At 41.9% G+C, this 19,436-nt stretch carries 16 protein-coding genes; 5 read left to right on the forward strand and 11 right to left on the reverse strand.

Annotated features, from left to right (window positions below):
* Nucleotides 1–163 precede the first annotated feature (163 nt).
* Nucleotides 164–838, forward strand: a complete 675-nt coding sequence (locus EPB74_RS10815; protein ID WP_274904155.1) for an esterase/lipase family protein — start codon at nucleotides 164–166, stop codon at nucleotides 836–838.
* Between the two features lie 16 nt (nucleotides 839–854).
* Here EPB74_RS10815 and EPB74_RS10820 read toward each other — a convergent pair whose 3' ends face one another.
* The 4 genes from EPB74_RS10820 to EPB74_RS10835 form a co-directional block, all read right to left on the reverse strand.
* Entirely contained in the window at nucleotides 855–2,165 is a 1,311-nt protein-coding gene (locus EPB74_RS10820; RefSeq protein WP_274904156.1) for a ribonuclease D, read from the reverse strand.
* A 194-nt stretch (nucleotides 2,166–2,359) separates the two neighbouring features.
* A complete protein-coding gene (recR, locus tag EPB74_RS10825) occupies nucleotides 2,360–2,953 on the reverse strand; it encodes a recombination mediator RecR (protein WP_274904157.1) in 594 nt (197 codons plus the stop codon).
* 162 nt (nucleotides 2,954–3,115) lie between these two features.
* A complete protein-coding gene (locus tag EPB74_RS10830) occupies nucleotides 3,116–3,445 on the reverse strand; it encodes a YbaB/EbfC family nucleoid-associated protein (protein ID WP_079691316.1) in 330 nt (109 codons plus the stop codon).
* Between the two features lie 84 nt (nucleotides 3,446–3,529).
* Nucleotides 3,530–4,804 (reverse strand): O-succinylhomoserine sulfhydrylase, encoded by a 1,275-nt coding sequence (locus tag EPB74_RS10835; protein ID WP_274904158.1) that lies wholly within the window; start codon nucleotides 4,802–4,804, stop codon nucleotides 3,530–3,532.
* A 396-nt stretch (nucleotides 4,805–5,200) separates the two neighbouring features.
* On the opposite strand from EPB74_RS10835, the gene EPB74_RS10840 reads away from it, so the two are divergent.
* The 3 genes from EPB74_RS10840 to dusA all read left to right on the forward strand — a co-directional run bounded on the left by EPB74_RS10840 (nucleotide 5,201) and on the right by dusA (nucleotide 9,615).
* Nucleotides 5,201–6,874, forward strand: coding sequence for a phospholipase D family protein (locus EPB74_RS10840; protein WP_274904159.1), 1,674 nt, complete (start codon nucleotides 5,201–5,203; stop codon nucleotides 6,872–6,874).
* A gap of 237 nt (nucleotides 6,875–7,111) precedes the next feature.
* Nucleotides 7,112–8,413 carry an MFS transporter gene (locus EPB74_RS10845; RefSeq protein ID WP_274904160.1) on the forward strand — a complete coding sequence of 434 codons (1,302 nt, stop codon included), beginning with the start codon at nucleotides 7,112–7,114 and terminating at the stop codon, nucleotides 8,411–8,413.
* A 230-nt stretch (nucleotides 8,414–8,643) separates the two neighbouring features.
* On the forward strand, nucleotides 8,644–9,615 hold the full coding sequence (dusA, locus tag EPB74_RS10850; protein WP_274904161.1) for a tRNA dihydrouridine(20/20a) synthase DusA: 972 nt from the start codon (nucleotides 8,644–8,646) through the stop codon (nucleotides 9,613–9,615).
* A 57-nt stretch (nucleotides 9,616–9,672) separates the two neighbouring features.
* Here dusA and EPB74_RS10855 read toward each other — a convergent pair whose 3' ends face one another.
* From EPB74_RS10855 to EPB74_RS10870, 4 genes are all read right to left on the reverse strand, one after another.
* Nucleotides 9,673–10,470, reverse strand: coding sequence for a CPBP family intramembrane glutamic endopeptidase (locus tag EPB74_RS10855; protein WP_274904162.1), 798 nt, complete (start codon nucleotides 10,468–10,470; stop codon nucleotides 9,673–9,675).
* 11 nt (nucleotides 10,471–10,481) lie between these two features.
* Nucleotides 10,482–11,369: an alpha/beta fold hydrolase gene (locus EPB74_RS10860; RefSeq protein ID WP_274904163.1), complete on the reverse strand. Its 888-nt coding sequence runs from the start codon at nucleotides 11,367–11,369 to the stop codon at nucleotides 10,482–10,484.
* Nucleotides 11,370–11,504: 135 nt separating this feature from the next.
* Nucleotides 11,505–12,560 (reverse strand): signal peptide peptidase SppA, encoded by a 1,056-nt coding sequence (sppA, locus tag EPB74_RS10865; RefSeq protein WP_274904164.1) that lies wholly within the window; start codon nucleotides 12,558–12,560, stop codon nucleotides 11,505–11,507.
* Between the two features lie 198 nt (nucleotides 12,561–12,758).
* Nucleotides 12,759–15,818, reverse strand: coding sequence for a ComEC/Rec2 family competence protein (locus tag EPB74_RS10870; protein WP_274904165.1), 3,060 nt, complete (start codon nucleotides 15,816–15,818; stop codon nucleotides 12,759–12,761).
* Between the two features lie 305 nt (nucleotides 15,819–16,123).
* Between EPB74_RS10870 and EPB74_RS10875 the strand changes: the two genes are divergently transcribed.
* On the forward strand, nucleotides 16,124–16,699 hold the full coding sequence (locus EPB74_RS10875) for a DUF2062 domain-containing protein (protein ID WP_227516741.1): 576 nt from the start codon (nucleotides 16,124–16,126) through the stop codon (nucleotides 16,697–16,699).
* Between the two features lie 45 nt (nucleotides 16,700–16,744).
* On the opposite strand, the gene EPB74_RS10880 is transcribed toward EPB74_RS10875, so the two are convergent.
* The 3 genes from EPB74_RS10880 to EPB74_RS10890 all read right to left on the reverse strand — a co-directional run bounded on the left by EPB74_RS10880 (nucleotide 16,745) and on the right by EPB74_RS10890 (nucleotide 19,176).
* Nucleotides 16,745–17,056 (reverse strand): hypothetical protein, encoded by a 312-nt coding sequence (locus tag EPB74_RS10880; protein ID WP_274904166.1) that lies wholly within the window; start codon nucleotides 17,054–17,056, stop codon nucleotides 16,745–16,747.
* A gap of 159 nt (nucleotides 17,057–17,215) precedes the next feature.
* Entirely contained in the window at nucleotides 17,216–17,896 is a 681-nt protein-coding gene (gene lolD, locus EPB74_RS10885; protein WP_079691307.1) for a lipoprotein-releasing ABC transporter ATP-binding protein LolD, read from the reverse strand.
* Between the two features lie 44 nt (nucleotides 17,897–17,940).
* Nucleotides 17,941–19,176, reverse strand: coding sequence for a lipoprotein-releasing ABC transporter permease subunit (locus EPB74_RS10890; RefSeq protein WP_274904167.1), 1,236 nt, complete (start codon nucleotides 19,174–19,176; stop codon nucleotides 17,941–17,943).
* Between the last annotated feature and the right edge of the window lie 260 nt (nucleotides 19,177–19,436).

A 19,436-nucleotide genomic window follows, 5' to 3' on the forward strand; every position in this document is an offset into this window, starting at 1 on the left:
AACCTCCAAGTCAGCTACTGACTTGGAGGTTTTTATTTGGTCTGTTTATTGTTCAGTCATATATTATTTATGTACTTTCAATATTGAAAGCTGTCATAAAAGCTTAATATCATTAGCATATGAGATAATTTATTTAAGTAAAAACCTTTTCTTGGAAAATACTATGCAGCAAAAAAACCGCACTATTCTTATTCACGGCTTACATCAAACCGCATGGATTATGCGTCCACTCGCTAAACGCCTACAAGCGCAAGGGCTTGACACTCATCAATATGGCTATCGTAGTATGCGCGATGGCATTCAAACCAATAGTGATCGTCTTAATAAATGGCTTGAGCAACATCATCATCCTGACCAACCCATAAATCTAGTCGGGCATAGTTTAGGCGGTCTTATCATTCGTGATTTTGTTTATCATTATCCGCAGTGGCAGATTGGACGCTGCGTGACACTAGGTACACCGCATATTGGCAGTATATGTGCCGATTATATTTGGCGACTGACACCAGCTATAGTAGGAAAATCGTATGTGGATGCTTTAGATGGTACCGTTGCGCCGTTACCTGAGCATATCACCTTGGGTATCATTGCTGGCAATCGCCCATACGGTTTAGGGCAAGTATTTTTGCACTATCATAATCGCAAACTGCGTAAAGCTGGTAATCCACTGCTCGATGAACATCTTGTCCATGATGGTACGGTATATTTGAAAGAAACAAAACTTGAAGCTGCTACAGACCATTTAATCATGCCGGTATCGCATACCGGCATGTTGGTCGATAATGACGTCGCTAAGCAGACAGGATATTTTTTACAACATGAACAGTTTAAACGTTAGTAAATACCAATAAAGATTAAACATTAATTCCCATACCTTGTTGTAGCTCTTTTTTATGCGCTTCAATCACTGGAATCAATGTTTGCGTTACCCATTTATTACGCCAGCCTTTTAAGCCTTGTGGTAATGCTGCTAGCCCTTGCTCAAAGGCGATAACTTCGTACAATTGTCCTAGCCATTTTTTACGCATCAATACGTTTTCTGGTACACCAATTTGTTCAGCACGCTTAGCGATTGCTTCTTGTACCGCTTTTGATAAGACTTTATTTTTAGAACGATAAGGTGGCAGTAAGCAAGGTGGATGCTCAACAGGCGCAAGCATTTTTGCGTCCTTAATCACCTTCATTAACTCTTCACCATATAGGCGCAGCATACTACGGTGCATGGTCGTTTTGTGCGCAAGCTCACGCATATTGCTTGGATTTTCAGTGATAATCTCACGTACCGCTTGTTTTTTAATCACAAAAGTACGAGGTTGATTAGTCGCACGTGCAAGCTCCTCACGCCATGTCGCAACTGCTTGTAATACCGCCATTTGTTGTGAGGTATAGCGATAATCAGCCATGGTCAGATACATGGCCTCATCTTCAACATGCTGTGCTTTATATAAATCATGGGCGTATAACTGACAGTCGGCCCACACATAATCGTATAAATTCTGCTTTTTTAGCTCATATTCAAGGCTCAAATATAACGCTGGCAAAAAGCGTACATCATCAATCGCATACTGCTCTTGCTCATCTGATAGCGGACGCTGTAGCCAGTCTGACTGACTTTGCTCTTTATCGATATGCATATCCAATTGCTCATCAAGCGCCTGCTGATAGCCCATTTGCAATTGTCCCGTCAAATAAGATAAGGCAATTTGGGTATCAAAAATATTGGTCAAGGGCGGGCAGCCAGACAATAGGTAAAAAATACCCAAATCTTCACCGCAAGCATGCCAAATAGCCACATCCACTTTAATTAGGGCTTGCCACAACTCATCTAACTGTAGCTGCGGCGCATCTAATAGATAAATATGATCGCCAACGTTAAGCTGTACCAATGCCAAGCGCGGATAATAAGTATCACGCTTGATAAACTCAGTATCTAATGCCACCCGCCCACAAGTGGCTAATGCCTCAATCACTTCATTCAATTGGCTTTGCTGACGCACCCAAGTGATAGCAACTTCATCGGCGATATCCAACAGCGCATCGATATCTGGTTCTAGTGGCAACCCTGCTGACTCTATATCAGTCTGGTCTGATTGCTTTGATAAGTCATCAGTAACAGCAGAAAGTTTGTCTTGAATGTTCGATTCGGTTAAAGCGTTGTTGGACACGGGCAGATACCTGCATTGATAAGAGGAAATAAAACGCTAAAATAGCGTCTTAATAAAATTAAAGGAGAAAATAATAATAAAGCCATTATAACAATATCATAAAATAAAATGGGCAAGCATTCGATTTTATAAAGATGCTATATAGATAATACGATGATAGGTACTATGGTAGACACTATGATGTTATACAGATACTATAAAAAAGAGCGATTTTGCATGGCTTGACCAAGCGTCATACTATCGAGGTATTCAAGCTCACCACCCATTGGAACCCCTTGCGCCAGACGTGTCACCTTATTAACATGACGACTGACCGCCTCACTGATAAAGTGTGCTGTGGTCTGACCTTCAACCGTCGTACCGGTTGCTAATATTATTTCTTCTACCGGCTCTTGTTTCACCCGCCAAACCAGCTGCTCAATATTTAAATCGTCGGCGCTAATACCATCAATCGGTGATAAGTGACCACCTAGAACGAAATAACGGCCACGATAGCCAGCTGTCTGCTCAATAGCCATGACATCTGCTGCAGTTTCGACTACACATAATAGGTTGTCATCACGCCTTGGGTCTTGGCACAGTGGGCAGATTGCATCATCACTAAAGCTATGGCAGCGCTGACATTCAACGATATCACGCATTGCCTCATCAAGCGCTTGAGCAAGCGCCATCCCTTGTGGACGTTTTTTAGTGAGTAGATGCAATGCCATACGCTGGGCACTTTTTTGACCAACACCAGGTAAAATACGCAACTGTTTGACCAGCTGATCAAATTTAGCTGTAAGCAAAGTGTCTTCCTTTTCAGTATTATAGAAATCAGTATCATGTAAATTATTTTACTAAAAACAGTATATATAATCTCAAACCGTAGCTATAAAAATGGGGTCGTATCATGTCGATAACAACCCCATTTCTAAATTCAATGTGTCATATTTAACGCAAATTAAAGCCTAGAACATACCTTGCATACCTGGTGGTAGACCCATACCTGAGGTAGCACCAGCCATCGTTTCTTCATATAACTCATCTGCTTGACGGACGGCATCATTGATAGCCGCTGCAATCAAGTCTTCGATCATGTCTGGCTCATCTTCAAGCAAACTTGGATCAATGGTCAAACGCTTGACCACATGACGACCAGTCATGGTCACTTTTACCAGACCACTACCCGATTCTGCATGAACTTCTTTATTGGCCAGCTCTTTTTTAGCATTTTCAACGTTTGCTTCGACTTTCTTTTGCATCGTTTGTGCTTGTTGCATTAATGCTTGAATATTCATAGTTGCCTCTTTGTTTTGTAATAATAAACAATTGATATTGTCATGAGTTAAAATAAAACACTAACAGCGATTATACCGTTATCTTTACAAACTGTCTAAACCACGCGCCAAATCTTTGATGATATCTTCGACATCTTCTAGACCAACTGACAGACGGATAAGACCATCTTTAACGCCAGCTTCCGCACGTGCTTCAGGCGTCAGGCGAAAATGAGTGGTGGTCGCAGGATGGGTAATGGTGGTTTTGGCATCACCTAAATTGTTGGTGATTGAGACCATTTGCGTTGAATCAATCACATGCCAAGCAGCAGCTTTTGGATCAAGTTTATCGGTAGCTTTAACTTCAAAGCCCATAATCGCGCCGTAGCCATCTTTCATATGATGCTGGCGTTTGGTCAATTCATGTGAGGGATGATCGCTCAAACCTGAGAAATGCACAATACTAACATTGGGATGATTGACTAAAAAATCAGCTACCTGATTGGCATTGGCACAATGCGCCTGCATGCGCAACTTAAGCGTCTCAAGCCCTTTGGTAAACACCCATGCATTAAATGGACTCATGCTGATACCGCCTGAGCGTATCACGGTAAAGGCTTCTTGCATTAGTTTGTCGCTGCCGACCAGCGCGCCGCCCAACACTCGACCTTGGCCATCTAAGTATTTGGTCGCAGAATGAATCACCACATCAGCACCCAAATCGAGTGGACGTTGCAATGCAGGTGTCGCAAAACAGTTATCAACCACCAATAGTATGTCATTGGCTTTACATAGTTGACTTAAATAACCGATATCACAAATCTGCGCCAATGGATTACTTGGGCTTTCGCAATAAATAACCTTGGTATTTGGTTGAACAGCCTTTGACCATGCGTCATTGTCGAAGCAGTCAACGTAACTGACTTCAACGCCAAACTTAGCCATATAGTTATTAAACAGACCAATAGATGAGCCAAATAATTGATTGGCAGCCAGTAGATGATCGCCAGCTTTTAAATACGCCAAGCACATGGTCAAAATCGCACCCATACCCGAAGCCGTGGCAACCGCGCGCTCACCGTTTTCAAGCGCTGCTAAACGACGTTCAAAGGTACGTACACTTGGATTGGTATGGCGCGAATAGACGTTGCCAGTTTTTGTGCCATCAAAATGGGCGGCAGCATCAGCTGCTGAGTGATAGACGTAAGAGCTGGTGGTAAATATAGCTTCTGAGTGTTCGCCCTCATCGGTACGATGCTGTCCTGCACGCACAGCAATGGTTTGCATGCCATAATCGAGTTCTAAATTTAGCGCATCATCGCGCCAGTTTGGATCTAATGTATTCAAATTGCTTTCACTATCCACTTGCGACTGACTCATAATGTTTCCATTGCACTGGTTATTATTAAAAATACGGCTTATTGTTGATTATAAACATCATTTATTCTCGTTATCATATCATGTCAACTTATTCCAAACAGCTGGTTTCAGATACTCACTACATATTATTTTTGAATAGCGATCGACCTGTTGATTAAGACGATATGAAAGAAATCACCAAGGCTACATCTAACAAAAACAACGTATTTATAATAGGCACAGCTGCCGACAACTGATAAACTTAGCGGCCATTTAAAATCTACCTTGGGCTGATATTATCCTATGCCTCATAATCAGTGTTGTCATTAGTATTGTCATCTGCAAAACCGTCACAAAGCTCACGCACGTTTTTCGGCAAATTTTTATTATATTAAGGCTCACTAAGGTAACTTATTTATGTCGATGTTCACTATAGAACCAAGCAACTTATCGTTGAGTCTGACACTCGGCCTGACTTTATGTCTTAGTGGATGCCAAATTCTACCAAAGCAGCCGCATTTACCTGAGAGCCAAGCACTATCGGCACGTGTTGAAGCGTTATACCAACAAGACAATAAAAAATCAGATAGGGTTCAAATAAAGCGTTTGGATAACGGTACGAGTATTACCAACTCAAACACGGATAGTATTGATTTGGTTGCGGCCATCAGTGAACAAAACGACATTCACCCCGATTTGTCAGGCTACCATCCGATCGTAACCGGCGCCAACGCTTTTGCCTCACGCAGTATTTTGACCGGCATGGCGACACGCAATATCGATGCACAATATTATATTTGGCATGATGATCAGGCGGGTCAGCTGATGCTAAAAGACTTATGGGATGCTGCTGAGCGCGGGGTCATTGTTCGTCTATTACTGGATGATTTTAATAATAATGCTAAGTTCGATCAGCATTTATTACGTTTTTCCAGTCACCCCAATATCGCCGTACGTATCATCAATCCATTGATGTATCGTAAATTTCAGACCTTGAACTATCTAACAGGCCTACCTCGTATCAATAGACGCATGCACAATAAAAGCATGATTTTTGATAAGCAAATCACCATCATTGGTGGGCGTAATATTGGCGATGAATACCTTAGCAACGATAAAAATAGTCAGTTTGCTGATTTGGATGTTTTACTGATTGGTAAAGTGGTGGCAGATATAGATAATAGTTTTGCCGATTACTGGTCGGCACCGATATCATTTGATATCGAAACCTTAGCCAAACTCGATAAAAGAGAAACAACTGACTTCTTAGAAGGATTAGATAAGTTAAGAGCAGATGAGAAAAATAACAATAAAAGTAGCTTAGCGATTTATAAGACTGCGATTGATGACTCTTCTATTGATACAGATTTAATCAATAAGCGTGTGCCCTTTCGCTGGACGGATATGCAGTTTTTAAGTGATGACGTGGGTAAATTAACCAAAACGGTGCCAGCGGACACCAACTTGGTTCATCAGCTACGCACTCTATTAGGTAGCCCATCAAAAAAACTGACCATTATATCTTCTTACTTTGTACCGACCAAAGACGGTGTCAATACGCTGGTAGAATTAGCCGAATCTGGTATCGATATCAAAATTTTGACCAATTCATTTGATGCAACCGATGTCACGGCTGTACATTCTGGTTATAGCCAATGGCGTCCTAGCTTACTGCGCGCTGGGGTCAAAATCTATGAGCTAAAAGCGACCGCTGGTGAAGAAAAACGCGAAAACAAACTCTGGAAAGCACGCAGTCAATCATCAACCAGCCTACATGCCAAGGCTTTTGCGGTAGATGATTATCAAGTATTCATTGGTTCCTATAATGTTGACCCTCGCTCCGCTAATATCAATACTGAGATGGGGGTGATTATCAATGATGATCAACTTGCCACCCAGTTACATGATGCGTTGAGCGACGACTTATTAAGCCAAGCTTATGAGGTTAAATTACAAGATAATGGCAATTTACAGTGGCATACCATTGAAGATGATAAAAAAGTGATTTACGATTCAGAGCCGCGCGTCGATGTGAGCGACCATGTTTGGCTTACTATCATGTCATGGTTACCGATCGATTGGCTGTTATAATAGTCATAACTTTATCTGATAAGCTTTAAATCAATATCTGATAATATTTAAATCAATAACACGCACTTGAATGCTCTTAATTTAAGTGCTTGCTTTTCAAACCTCTCAGCTCAATAACTTTTATTTTTTCGGCAAATCATTATTTATTAATACTGATTTGTCGTTTTTTATTATAGCTGGTTATCTATATAATGACCTTTTTAACAAATACTCTCATATGTGGATGCGCGACCTATTATGCCCTCTCGTTCTGAATATGCACTAATGTCCTCTAAAGACAGAAATACAGTACTGTTTATCTGCTTCAGCGGCGCAATCGCGTTCTTTGATTTTTTGATTTACTTATACCTCGCAGATATTATTGCCGCCTCTTTTTTTCCTGCTATTACCGATCCTGCTACTATAAAAATACAGGGGCTTGTACTGTTTGCCATTGGTTATTTGGCGCGCCCACTTGGCGGCGTCATCTTTGGTCGTTATGGTGATATCAAAGGTCGCAAACCCATGCTATTAATCAGTATTTTGGTTACTGCTGGCAGTGTATTAGCTATGGCTTGCTTGCCTACTTATGCACAACTGGGATTGATTGCGCCGGCTTTATTTATTATATTACGACTGATACAAGGGATGGCATTTGGTCTTTATGTACCGCTTGCTTGGGTTTTCGTAGCTGAGCATGTACCGCGCCAATACCTATCAGTGGGCTGTAGTTATGTCACCGCCAGTTTTTTTACAGGTGTATTATTCTCTAATGCTTTTTTTCTTTGGTTAAGCAATTCGATGACCGTTGACCAACTTGCTGATTATGGCTGGCGCATACCGTTTTTTGTTGCAGCCATCCTCAGTGTCTTGCCGTTATTAGGATGGCGATGGATAGATGAATCACCGTTTTTTGCTCAAATGAAAAACTCAAAACCGAAAGAGTATGTTGCTAAACCATTTACCCTTCTTTTTAAGCATTGTAAGCATTCCATATTTATTGGCATGGTTTTAGCCCTAATTGTTTCTAGTATAACGACCGTCGTCGTGCTCTTGCTACCTGATTTAATTGAATTACGCTTTACATTAGACAGTGATTTATTTGGTTTTTCACACAGCCTAGGCATTGTCTTTATGATTTTTGGCTGTGTCTTTTATGGCATCATCTCTAACCACCAAAATTTTGGCAAAATTTTGACGATAGGTTCTATCTTATTAATCGCCCAAATGTTTGCCTTTTTTTATCATCTGCAAGCAAGTGGCGACTACATCCTAATTATGTATGCCCTTTTGGGATTTTGTGCTGGCATCGTTGGTATGATACCCGCTATCCTTGTGCAATTATTTCCAACCAATGTACGCCTAACAGGAATGGCTTTTTGTTATAATATCGCCTACGGCATTGTAGGTGTATTGGTACCTTTTGGGTTGGGTTATGCCACTCTATATGTGAGTTTTTCACCCGCCCTCTATATCGCGTTCATCGGTTTTATTGGAATAATAATGGGACTTTATTTTTATAACTTGCCTGAATTCAAAAAAATTGATGAAGTCATTTAGGTAAAGGGTATTCTACTTGCCTGCTATTGGGTTCTCTTACTGTCTGACTTAGTGACCCTTTTACTTATATAGAATGAACTTATAGATTAACCATAAGGTGCAATGCGTAGTTGAACCATTGCGCCTTATACAGTCGTCATCTAGCATCGCCACATACAATCTAATTAATTGAAAACCACACTTGAAGAACACACTTAAAAACCCTCTTAGAAAATTAAGGCTTAACAACCATGGTTGATATGACCAACAAGCGCCTCTCAGTCGCGCCCATGATCGATTGGACCACCACAGATTACCGTTATTTTGCTCGCCTCTTTAATCCACATGTCTATCTGTATACCGAAATGATTAGTACAGGTGCACTCATACACGGTAATCGTGCGCGGCATCTACGCTTTGATACGCTTGAGCACCCGCTGGTGCTGCAACTTGGTGGGGCAGATATCGCTGAGATGACCCAGTGCGCCGAATTCGCTCAGCAGCATGGCTATGACGAGGTCAATATCAACGTTGGTTGTCCATCTGACCGCGTACAACATAATAAGATTGGTGCCTGCCTCATGGCGGAGCCCAATACAGTTGCAGATTTAGTGAAACACATGCAAGCGGCGGTCGATATTCCAGTGACAGTTAAACACCGTATTGGTATCGATGATTTTGACAGTTACGAGTTTATGGCAGATTTTGTGCAAACGGTGGCGGCAGCCGGTTGTACAAGATTCATCGTTCATGCGCGTACCGCGTGGCTACAAGGCTTAAGTCCGAAGCAAAATCGCGAGATACCGCCGCTGCGCTATGAGGATGTTTACCGTCTTAAACAAGATTTTCCAGCGCTTGATATCGAGATTAATGGTGGTATCGAGACGGTCGCTGATATTGCCACACATTTGCAGCATATAGACGGCGTGATGATTGGACGAGCGTTTTACCATAACCCTTACTTATTAGCAGAAGCCAATAGCTTATGGGGCGAGCCAGCACCTAAACGCTCAGATATTTTGGCGCAGCTCTATCCTTATTTAGAAGAGCAAATGGCTAAAGGTGAAGTGCTGCCAACGATGACACGGCATTATTTAGGATTGTTCCAAGGGCTGACGGGTGCACGAAAATGGCGACAGGCGTTGAGTGGTAAACCGCACTTGACGATTGACGATATCAAACGCGCTGCGGATGAGGTTTTACTATTAAACCCTGATGCTTAGCTGAATTTATAATATGAAATAATGGCTGTTAAGTATGCGCGAACAGCCGTTATTGCTTTATGCAACTTGCGCTAAATATTGCCCCATAGCCGCGCCATTATTTATAATATGCAATAATATTGGCAGCCATAACGAGCCTGATTTGATACGCGCATAGCAGAAGATCAACGCCAGTACCACAATGGTACTTATCTCATAAATGCCATATTGCAAGTGAATGACAGCAAATATCAAACTGGTCACAAAACTCGCAACTATCGCCCCGCGATGCTCGGAATATAATGAGCTAGAGAATTGCTCTGCAATGGCTGACCATAATATGCCACGAAATACTAGCTCTTCATAAAGTGGCGCAACAATGACCATCGCAAAAACCAGTAACCACACTGAGCTCACAGACTGATATAAAGGGTCTACAAACGCTAGCGGCGACGCATCAATCCAGTATGTTAATGCCTGACTGCCAATCATAAATATCAACAGCAGTCCTATCATGCCCACGCCAACCGCTAATGAAAACGGCTTTAACGCCAAATACTGGCGTAAATCACCTCCTCTTAAGCGAATGATTAAAATGCTGATTGCCACTAATAGTAGACAGCCTATAATGATAGAAATACTGACCACCGTTCCATCATTACTACCAAACAAGAAAATATCGCCTACGCTTGCATTTTTAGCGGCAGGCAATAATAGTTTGCCAGCGATATAAACGCCTATTAATTGACTAATAAAAAACGTAACCACCATTCCTATGACAAGTAGCAAGGTGCCTAAGCGCGAAAATAATGGCGAATGGTTAGACGGTGAATCAGAGTCGTTATTTACAGTCATCGTTGGATTTGGCTTTAGCATAACGTCGTAACTCAAGCTGGCAATTGTTGTTTTATCAACGCTAATACTTGCAGTGATACAGATTCTGGATGCTCAAGTGGAAACATATGACCGCCTGCATGAGTTTCATATGGAATATCCAAGCGTGACTTTATTTGCTGCGGGAAGCGGCTCTTCAAAAACACACTGTCCTTGCCAATAATCAGAGTAACGGCTGGCTTAGGAGCACGATTTGGGCTCAGCCAATACCACGATGGATTGGTTCGAAAGACCGCAACTTCACTTTCTTTGGGGATGGCGAGTGTCACCTTGCCATCAGCGCGCTCATGTAAACCATGCTCGATATAGCCCTGAAAACTGCGCTCATCAAAATTTTTGAAAAACCCTTTATGGCGCATTTTATCATACGCATCTTCTCGGCTATCCCAAACGTCACGGCGATGCTTAGACACCCCAGCTGGTGATAACTTATCCATCAAGCGATTATTCATCATTGGTAATCGATCTGCAGTTTTAGCAAGATGCCATAGGAAACTGACTTTGCCATAAATCCAAGGTGGATCCATGAGCACCGCTTGAGCAAAGTATTCTGGGGCGCGATATAGCGCCTGCAAGGTACACATAGCACCGAGCGAATGACCAACGCCTACCACTTGGGTGACACCATGCTTCTCACAGGTATTTTTAACACTATCAATAACTTGCTGTGTGAGACTGCGCCAATGATCATCGACGGGATAATCAGGGGTGTTACCCAGCATAGCAATATATTCAATCGTAAAAAATTCCGCTAAATTCTCAAAAAAAGGCTGGTAGACTGCACTTGGCATCCCATTAGCATGGGCAAAATGAATGACTGGCTTTTGTGTTATTTTAGATACAGGTAGCGCAGCAAAGGTTTGCAAGTTGATTCCATTCATGACAGGCTCTCATTAATTTAAATAGATATTTGGTATATTTTTTATAATAATTGAATATGAGATACAATTAAGGCTGAGCATAATAATACGCTCAGCCTCAACAATCATACACATTAAATCTAAAACATAAAGTCATTAACGCATCTGCGCATTACCCTCTTGTTGTGGTAACACATCAAGATTGATACTTGAACCAACGCCTGCGCCCAATTTAACCGCAAAGCGATCCATAAATAAGCTGAACGGATCAGTTGGGGTATAATTGACCACATTATCAAGTTTTAACTGCTTTTCTAAGCTTGAGATACTACCCTTTTTATCTGCTAGACCGAGTGCGATAGATTGCTCTCCAGTCCAAAATAGCCCTGAAAACAACTTATTCTGTTCAGGATTTTTTAGACGATCGCCGCGACCTTCTTTCACTGCATCGATAAAGTGTTTATGCGTATTGGCCAGCACTTTTTCGACGTGCTTTTCTTCGTAATCAGTGAGTGGACGTGACAAGCTTAAAATATCTTTGTACTCGCCAGCAGTAATGGTGCGATCTTCTACGCCGACCTTATCCATTAAGCCTTCTATATTATAGCTTGGCATAATAACCCCAATCGAACCAACCAAGCTTGATGGATTGACATAAATTTCATCAGCAGCTGAAGCGATATAATAAGCGCCAGAAGCACCAATATCACCAATCACCGCATAAAGCTTTTTATCGGGATACTCTTTACGTAAGTCCATCATGGTTTGCCAGATTTCGTCAGACTGTACGGGAGAGCCACCCGGTGAGTTAATATCTAGAGCCACCGCTTTTGAATTACTGTTTTTAAAAGCGCGAGTTAAGGCGTCATTGACATCATAAGCATTGGCGACATCACCACTACTAATTGTTCCTTGTAGCTCAACCACTGCTAAATGTGGCTTGCTGGTATCGATACCATCAAGACCAGATGCTGTTTCAGTGCTGCAACTACGACCGATCGTCAAAAATATCAATAGAATATAACCAAAGGTCAATAGCTTAAAGAAAATACTCCAGCGACGTGCGCGACGTTGCTCGACCACACTAGCTAGTAAAGTATTTTCAATCAGTCGCCATTCTTGTCCGCTCGGCTGGCTTGACTGCTGCATCGGCACTGGCTGATTTGCCGAATTGTCAGGACGTTTGTTAGGGTCTGGTGGCCAGTTGGGCATATAACTTCCTAAGTCAGAAACAATGTAAAACGATAAAAGAGATGATATAGAAACTATGTACAGCAAAAATTAATATTTCTTACTGTTCAAGATTTCTGTATGAATAGGCTACTAAGTATGGTGCCATTTCGCTCATGGTTCAATAGCGGATCTGTGAAATACGCGCATTTTATAATGGCAATATTATCAAGATAAAGGCTAAGGCTTAATGTAGGTATCAGTATCGGCAATAGCATTAACAGATAAAGCAGCTTCTAAAGGCTTATCATCATAGGTTATTATCTCACGTATTTGTTGCCGGCTTATTACATCAGCAGATATATGCGATGTACTGTGACCAAGCCATGTCGTGCGATTCATCGCTACATTTGTATTTTTTGTCTCAGCCGAGCACATTAATGACCACATTTGCCAGACGCGCTGATGAGTATCTGTATTCAAAATCAGACGTGATTGAGAAGTATGTGCTTGGTCAGTCGGTTGTTGGCGGTTTGACGTGAGTGTTTGTAAAGTAGCAGGTAATGACTTGAGTGGATCACTTGCATGATACTTTAGCACCCTTATAGGTTTGCTGCTATCAATAGCAACAGTGCAGTCCCAAACACTGGCATCCTCTATATTGCTCCAACCTGTAATTGCTTGCAACGTTAAACCACCGTTCGCTAGTTGCCATGTTTTACCTGATTCGCAGTGTTGGGCACTGATAGTCATAGCACTTTGAGAGTTATTAGCTACTTTATAAGCTTCCTGAAGCGCAGACCAACGCTCACTACGCCCTGCTTGCCAATATTGGCTAACCGGTAAACGCTGACTTAGCTGAGCGACTGTCATTGGTAAAAGCTCAGAGGCTTTGGGATTCATCGCATTGCGCGTATTGTCATAAGCGCGCGAATCAGTCACGCCAATACGACTGCTTTGTACTACGATGCCCTCTAGTTTATTAACGGATAAGCTACCCAATTGCTGCTCTAGTGCGGCAGATAATTTATCTGCTGTCAGACTACCGGGCATTGTTCTTGCATCCATAGGTCTATGGTCGGCTAAAAACAGCCAACTGACACTTTTCTTATCCGTGTTATTGATGACAGGATACTGTAACAAAGAAGCACTTATATATTGATCACCCGTTGGCAGAATATATAAGCTCGGGGTCATAGTTAGTGATTGCTGATTGGCATATACGGTCATGACTAAAAGGCTGAGCGGCGGTAGTGCTAACCAACGACTGATCAGACCGCGGGGCACCAACCAAGGCAACATGGCTAGTAATACCATGAGTAAAATCGCCAAATTGACGGGTGTATATAGCCACGCATCTGATAGCGCAGGCAATGCCGTTAGCCATGCTATCAGCTCATGTAAACTACTTACCATTGCAATGACAAGCGTCCAAATACCCTCTGCTACAGGAGGTAATATCAAATAGCAAAGTCCTGCTAACAGATTCAGCGGTACAATGATCCAGCCAAATAAGCCAATCGCAAATAGATTAATGACCAGACCCCACAGCGATGCCTTACCAAACAACAATAAAGTCACAGGCAGTAGAGCGATAAATAGCCAACACTGTAATTTAAATAGGTGTTTAAAGCCTATCCATATAGGTGTAAGCACATGACGGTTTTTATAAAGGTTGTTTGGAGATGAATTATTCGGCGGGCGACTATTCGGAGAAAAGTTATGAGTAAAGATAGGTGATTGGCTTGATTGTAATTGCTGACGCTGCTGTGAGGTATCATCATATTTGAGTAATAGCGCCACGGCGATAAAGGACAACCAATAACCTGCCTGCCATAACACATAAGGATCGCGCCATGCCATTAGCACTGCCAGTGCAAATAATACGCGCATGGTACTGATGGACAATAAAGTGAGCCTTGCCACACCTACGGCCAGTAGCATCCAAGCAGTACGAGCAGCCGGTACATCAAACCCAGTAAATAACGCATAAATAAACGCAGCGCTAATCATCACCCACCAACGTACTTGCCAGCGCGATACATAACGATATACTGCTGGATACAGACGATTCAGCAATAGTACAACAGCCCCTGCAAACATAATTGCTAAAAACAAAACATGCGTACCTGAGATAGCCAACAAGTGCGAAATACCTGCCAGTTGATATAAATCTTTAGTATCACGACTGATTAAACTGCGATCGCCGGTCAGCAAACTTAAAGTTACTGCTTTCGCTTGTTGTTCTGCGGCAGTATTTTCGGACCAATCTTGATAAAAGTGTTGGCGTAACTGCCAACGCCCTTGGTCAATACTAGTACGTAAGCGTTTTAGATAAGAATCATCAGATATTACCAGCGACGCTGAGTCATTAAGCGCCACAGTCGAGCTACTGGTAGCCAGTATATTGGCTACCCCATCAATATGACGACCCCGTAACCATCGATAACTATCAAAACCTGAAGGATTGTTTAGCGCTTGCTCAGAAGTAGCAAGCGGCGTAAGCGTCAAGGTCATAAATAGCTTATCACCAGGCTGCAAATGATTTAAGTCTATCATCTGATTTTGCTTAGTTGTTTTATTCGATGTGTGCTTAGATAGTTTTTTAGATGACTTTTTAGATGATTTGTTAGACGCCTTGTTTAATGGCTGTTTAACTGATTTTTTCGGATAAGCATTGAGCAATACACGATATTCAACACTTTCGGTACTATTTACGCTTAAATCACTTTCACTTAAATAATCGTTATTTACCTTATCCATGCTTAGGCTATTATTAAGCCCTGACCTATAATTCTCTGAAACTGTATCTAAATCTTGCGCCGTCAACTCAGATACCAATGGCGTTACGTAACTGATGGTAGCTACTTGCCGATAGCCACTATCAGTGGTGGCATCATAGACGCTATCACTGATACCCTCGATACTAACTAAAGCCTGTACACGCATTGGCTCAATGATTTTTGTGGCTTCTGCCTGTTGATGGCTAACTAAGGCTTGCAGCGCACTTCCAATAACCAGTCCGATTGCTAATATGGCGACTAAGATATGAGTGGCGATACGAGCAGCAAGCTGAGAGTAACGAGATGAATGGCGAGAAGGGCTTACACTATTGACGAAAGGTATATTGAATTGGCTAATAACCAGCAGAATAATGACAAGAAAAATGAGTGATAAAGATAGAATAGGAGTATTTACGATATCCATTAACCACGGATTAATTGGCAGCGCCATACTATCAGCAACTGCCAAAACACCCATCATAGCGATGATGATAAAGCTACCAATTAACCAGTACACCAGCGCTCCTTGCTTGATATTCTGAATGTTAAATTATGTCTAAGAACAACATTCTTATTAGCATAAATAAAGAATTGGGTTGTTCCGTTATTCTTACCTTAGCCATAAAAACCGCTATATCGAGCAATGGTATTTATACTGATATTACCCTATACTGATGACACATACTGCGATCGTGATTATCCAACATTATTATCCTGTTTTTCTGATAACATCCTTATCCGTATTTTTTATTAACAATATTACTGCATACTAGCCTATCAATATGATTGAGCGGGCTGTAGATAACGATCGAAGGCGATTCTGTGCCAAAAAAACGTCTGCAAGACTTGCTCCCTACCCCTGAACAAATTTTAGAAAGTCGCACATTAAAACTATTTGCGCCGCAACTTGCTGACCCGCGTTTGTGGCATTTTAATCGGCATAGCTTGAACAAAGCGGTTTATATTGGCGTGCTTAGCGCATTTTTTCCACTACCAGGACAAATGTTATTGGCATTAATCGGCGCGCTTATTTTTCGTGCTAATGTACCAATGGCGCTCGGTCTGACATGGATTACCAATCCGCTCACCAGCTTACCTATCTTTTATGCCGCTTATTATATTGGCGCCAAAATCCTTGACGTACCGATGATTAGTCTACGGCTTATTGGCAGGATGATTGCTGATTTTAGCTTATGGGCATTGTCAGACGGCGCCAATCCATTTATTACTTATAAAGGCACCGTATCAATATCGGCTTTTTCTTTAGGTATCACCATTCTAGCCATTATTACCAGTATTGTATGCGGCTTAGCATTTAAAGCGATCTGGCGTTATAAAACTGTGACCACTTGGCAGAAACGTCAGAGTAACTCCTCCGATAAACCACCTAAACCTTAATCAGCTACTGTAATATAAAGTGGTAGCCGGTATCGTCATCCAAACCTATAAATCGTCTTCTTTATGTTTCTCTATCGTGTTCAGAATATTATTGGTAAGGTTGGTATCCATCACAAAAACATCAACCACTGCCTCATCTTTAAGTAATATGTAGCGCTTGCCTGTTGCGCTATCCTGAGCTTTTAAATCGAAATCAACACCGGCTAAAGTAATGCTATCAAAAACAGGAGTCAGCAGCTCTATTTGCGCCTGCTTTTCAATCGTATCAAATAGTGTTGGATCCATATAAGCCTTTAATGGCTCATCACCCTCTTCAATACTACCAAAAGCCGCAATCGGGTCGTCATCTTTATTCATAACATCAATCCTCATTAAATAAAAAGGCTGCTATTTTGCAGCCTCTTTTTTATCTTATTTTTTATTAAAAGTCTAAGCATAAAAACATACTGCTCAGTAGCATTTAACATAAAACACTTAGCGCGCTGGCAATTACTTACCTTATTAAAAGCACACTATTTAATAATCTTCCCAATGACCATTACGCAATAGCAGCTGACGATCAGCCAGCGCGGCCAAATTGCGATCATGCGTCACCATCAACAGCGCCGTTTTCATTGTACTTTGTAGCTCTGATAACAGACCAAAAACGCTTTGTGCATTGTCATAATCTAAGTTACCAGTTGGCTCATCTGCCAAAATAAGCGATGGTTTGGTGACCAAGGCACGGGCAATAGCCACGCGCTGACGCTCACCTCCTGATAATTCACCAGGTCTATGTGCCAAGCGATGCTCAAGACCGACACTATTTAAGATATCAATCGCTTGTTGACGCGCTTCAGTCGTCGATACTTTTGGGCGCATCAATAACGGCATAGCCACGTTCTCAATGGCAGTAAATTCAGCCAATAGATGATGAAACTGATAAATAAATCCTAAGTGCTTATTACGCATCGCCCCACGTTCAGTCTCATTCATATTATTTAATAACTGACCATGCAGCCAAACTTCGCCGCTAGTCGGCATATCAAGTCCACCTAGCAGGTGTAGCAAGGTACTTTTTCCTGACCCACTGGTTCCAACAATAGCGATACGCTCACCGGCATTGACGGTCAAATCTAAACCTGTCAATACTTGTGTACTGACGGCGCCTTCATCATATATCTTATTGATATTAATCGCTTTTAAAATCGCAGACATAATGCTTCCTTTATTTTATTTATAGTGGCATTTACGCCTTTATATTACTCGTAACGCAGCGTTTGCGCAGGCTGGATCTTAGCCGCTCGGCGTGCTGGATAAATAGTTGCCAAAAAGCTCAACACAAATGACGCGCTCGTAATCAGCACCACATCTGTCAAGCGCAGCTGCGATGGCAGATAATTAACAAAATAAGCATCAAATAAATTTAGACCAAAGCTTTGGTTGATAAAGCCCAAAATACCACTGACCGTCAACGCAAATATCACGCCCAATATCGTGCCAGCAATCGTTCCGATAAAACCGATGACTATACCCTGAACCATAAAGACCTGAGTAATCAAACGAGGGGACGCGCCAAAAGTTTTTAAGATAGCGATATCCGCTTTTTTATCGGTGACCAACATGACCAAACTTGAAACAATATTAAAAGCAGCAACTAGGATAATTAAAAACAGCAGCAACCCTACCATTGCTTTTTCCATCTGAATGGCACCAAACAGATTACCGTGCGTTTGTGTCCAATCGCTAGGATACAACTGTTCAGGGGCAATCGCTGCGGCTTTTTGCGCCGCCATCGGTGCATTAAAGATATCATCAAGCTTCATACGGATACCCTGCGCCCCATCTGGGAGTCGCAGTAATTTTGCAGCGTCACCCATCGGAATAAATGCCATGAGACTGTCCACTTCTGGACTGATGGTAAATATTCCGGTTAAGGTAAAACGCTTAAAGCGCGGTATCACGCCTGCAGGTGATGGCGATGCTTCTGGCAGCACTAAAGTCACTTTGTCGCCCAATTGCAAACCCAAAGATTGCACCATCCCTTCGCCTAGCACAATACTGAACTCGCCATTTTGTAGCGTATCAATGCTCCCTTCCACCATGTGTTCGTTGATGATGGAAACATTTTTTTCATACTCAGGGTCAACGCCTGTGACCATAATTCCTGCCACTTGACCATTTGAGGTCAGCATACCTTGCAACTGAATGAAAGGTGCAACAGCGGCGACTTCTGGATCTTCTTTAATCTTATCCGCTATTTGTTTCCAATCACCAATAATCTCGGTTGAAGTGACAGTCGCTTGCGGCACCATACCCAAAATACGAGTTTTTAGCTCACGATCGAAGCCATTCATGACCGATAGTACCGTAATCAATACTGCCACGCCAAGAGTCAAACCAATCATCGAGATTAGAGATATAAAGGAGATAAAACCATTACTACGCTCTGCTCGGGTGTACCGTAAGCCGATAAATAACGCTAAAGGACGAAACATATTCAAACTCTTTATCTTATCTACGTGCGACTTTATATATGTTACAAAACAAATAGCGGCAGCGGCATCAACATTTTGCACCTGCCACAGAAACATATCAATCGAACACAAAAACAGGGTATAAGACAAGCCAAATGCGGCTGTCAAAAGGGAGCTAGTTTGACACAATTCGGCTTATATGTGCCAGTCATTCGCGCAAACTGCCCAGATTTTTTAATAAAAAATTAGGTTTTATTATTATTTTTCATGAGGGACTTGCT

Source organism: Psychrobacter sp. DAB_AL62B (genome assembly GCF_028895345.1).
Taxonomy (GTDB): domain Bacteria; phylum Pseudomonadota; class Gammaproteobacteria; order Pseudomonadales; family Moraxellaceae; genus Psychrobacter.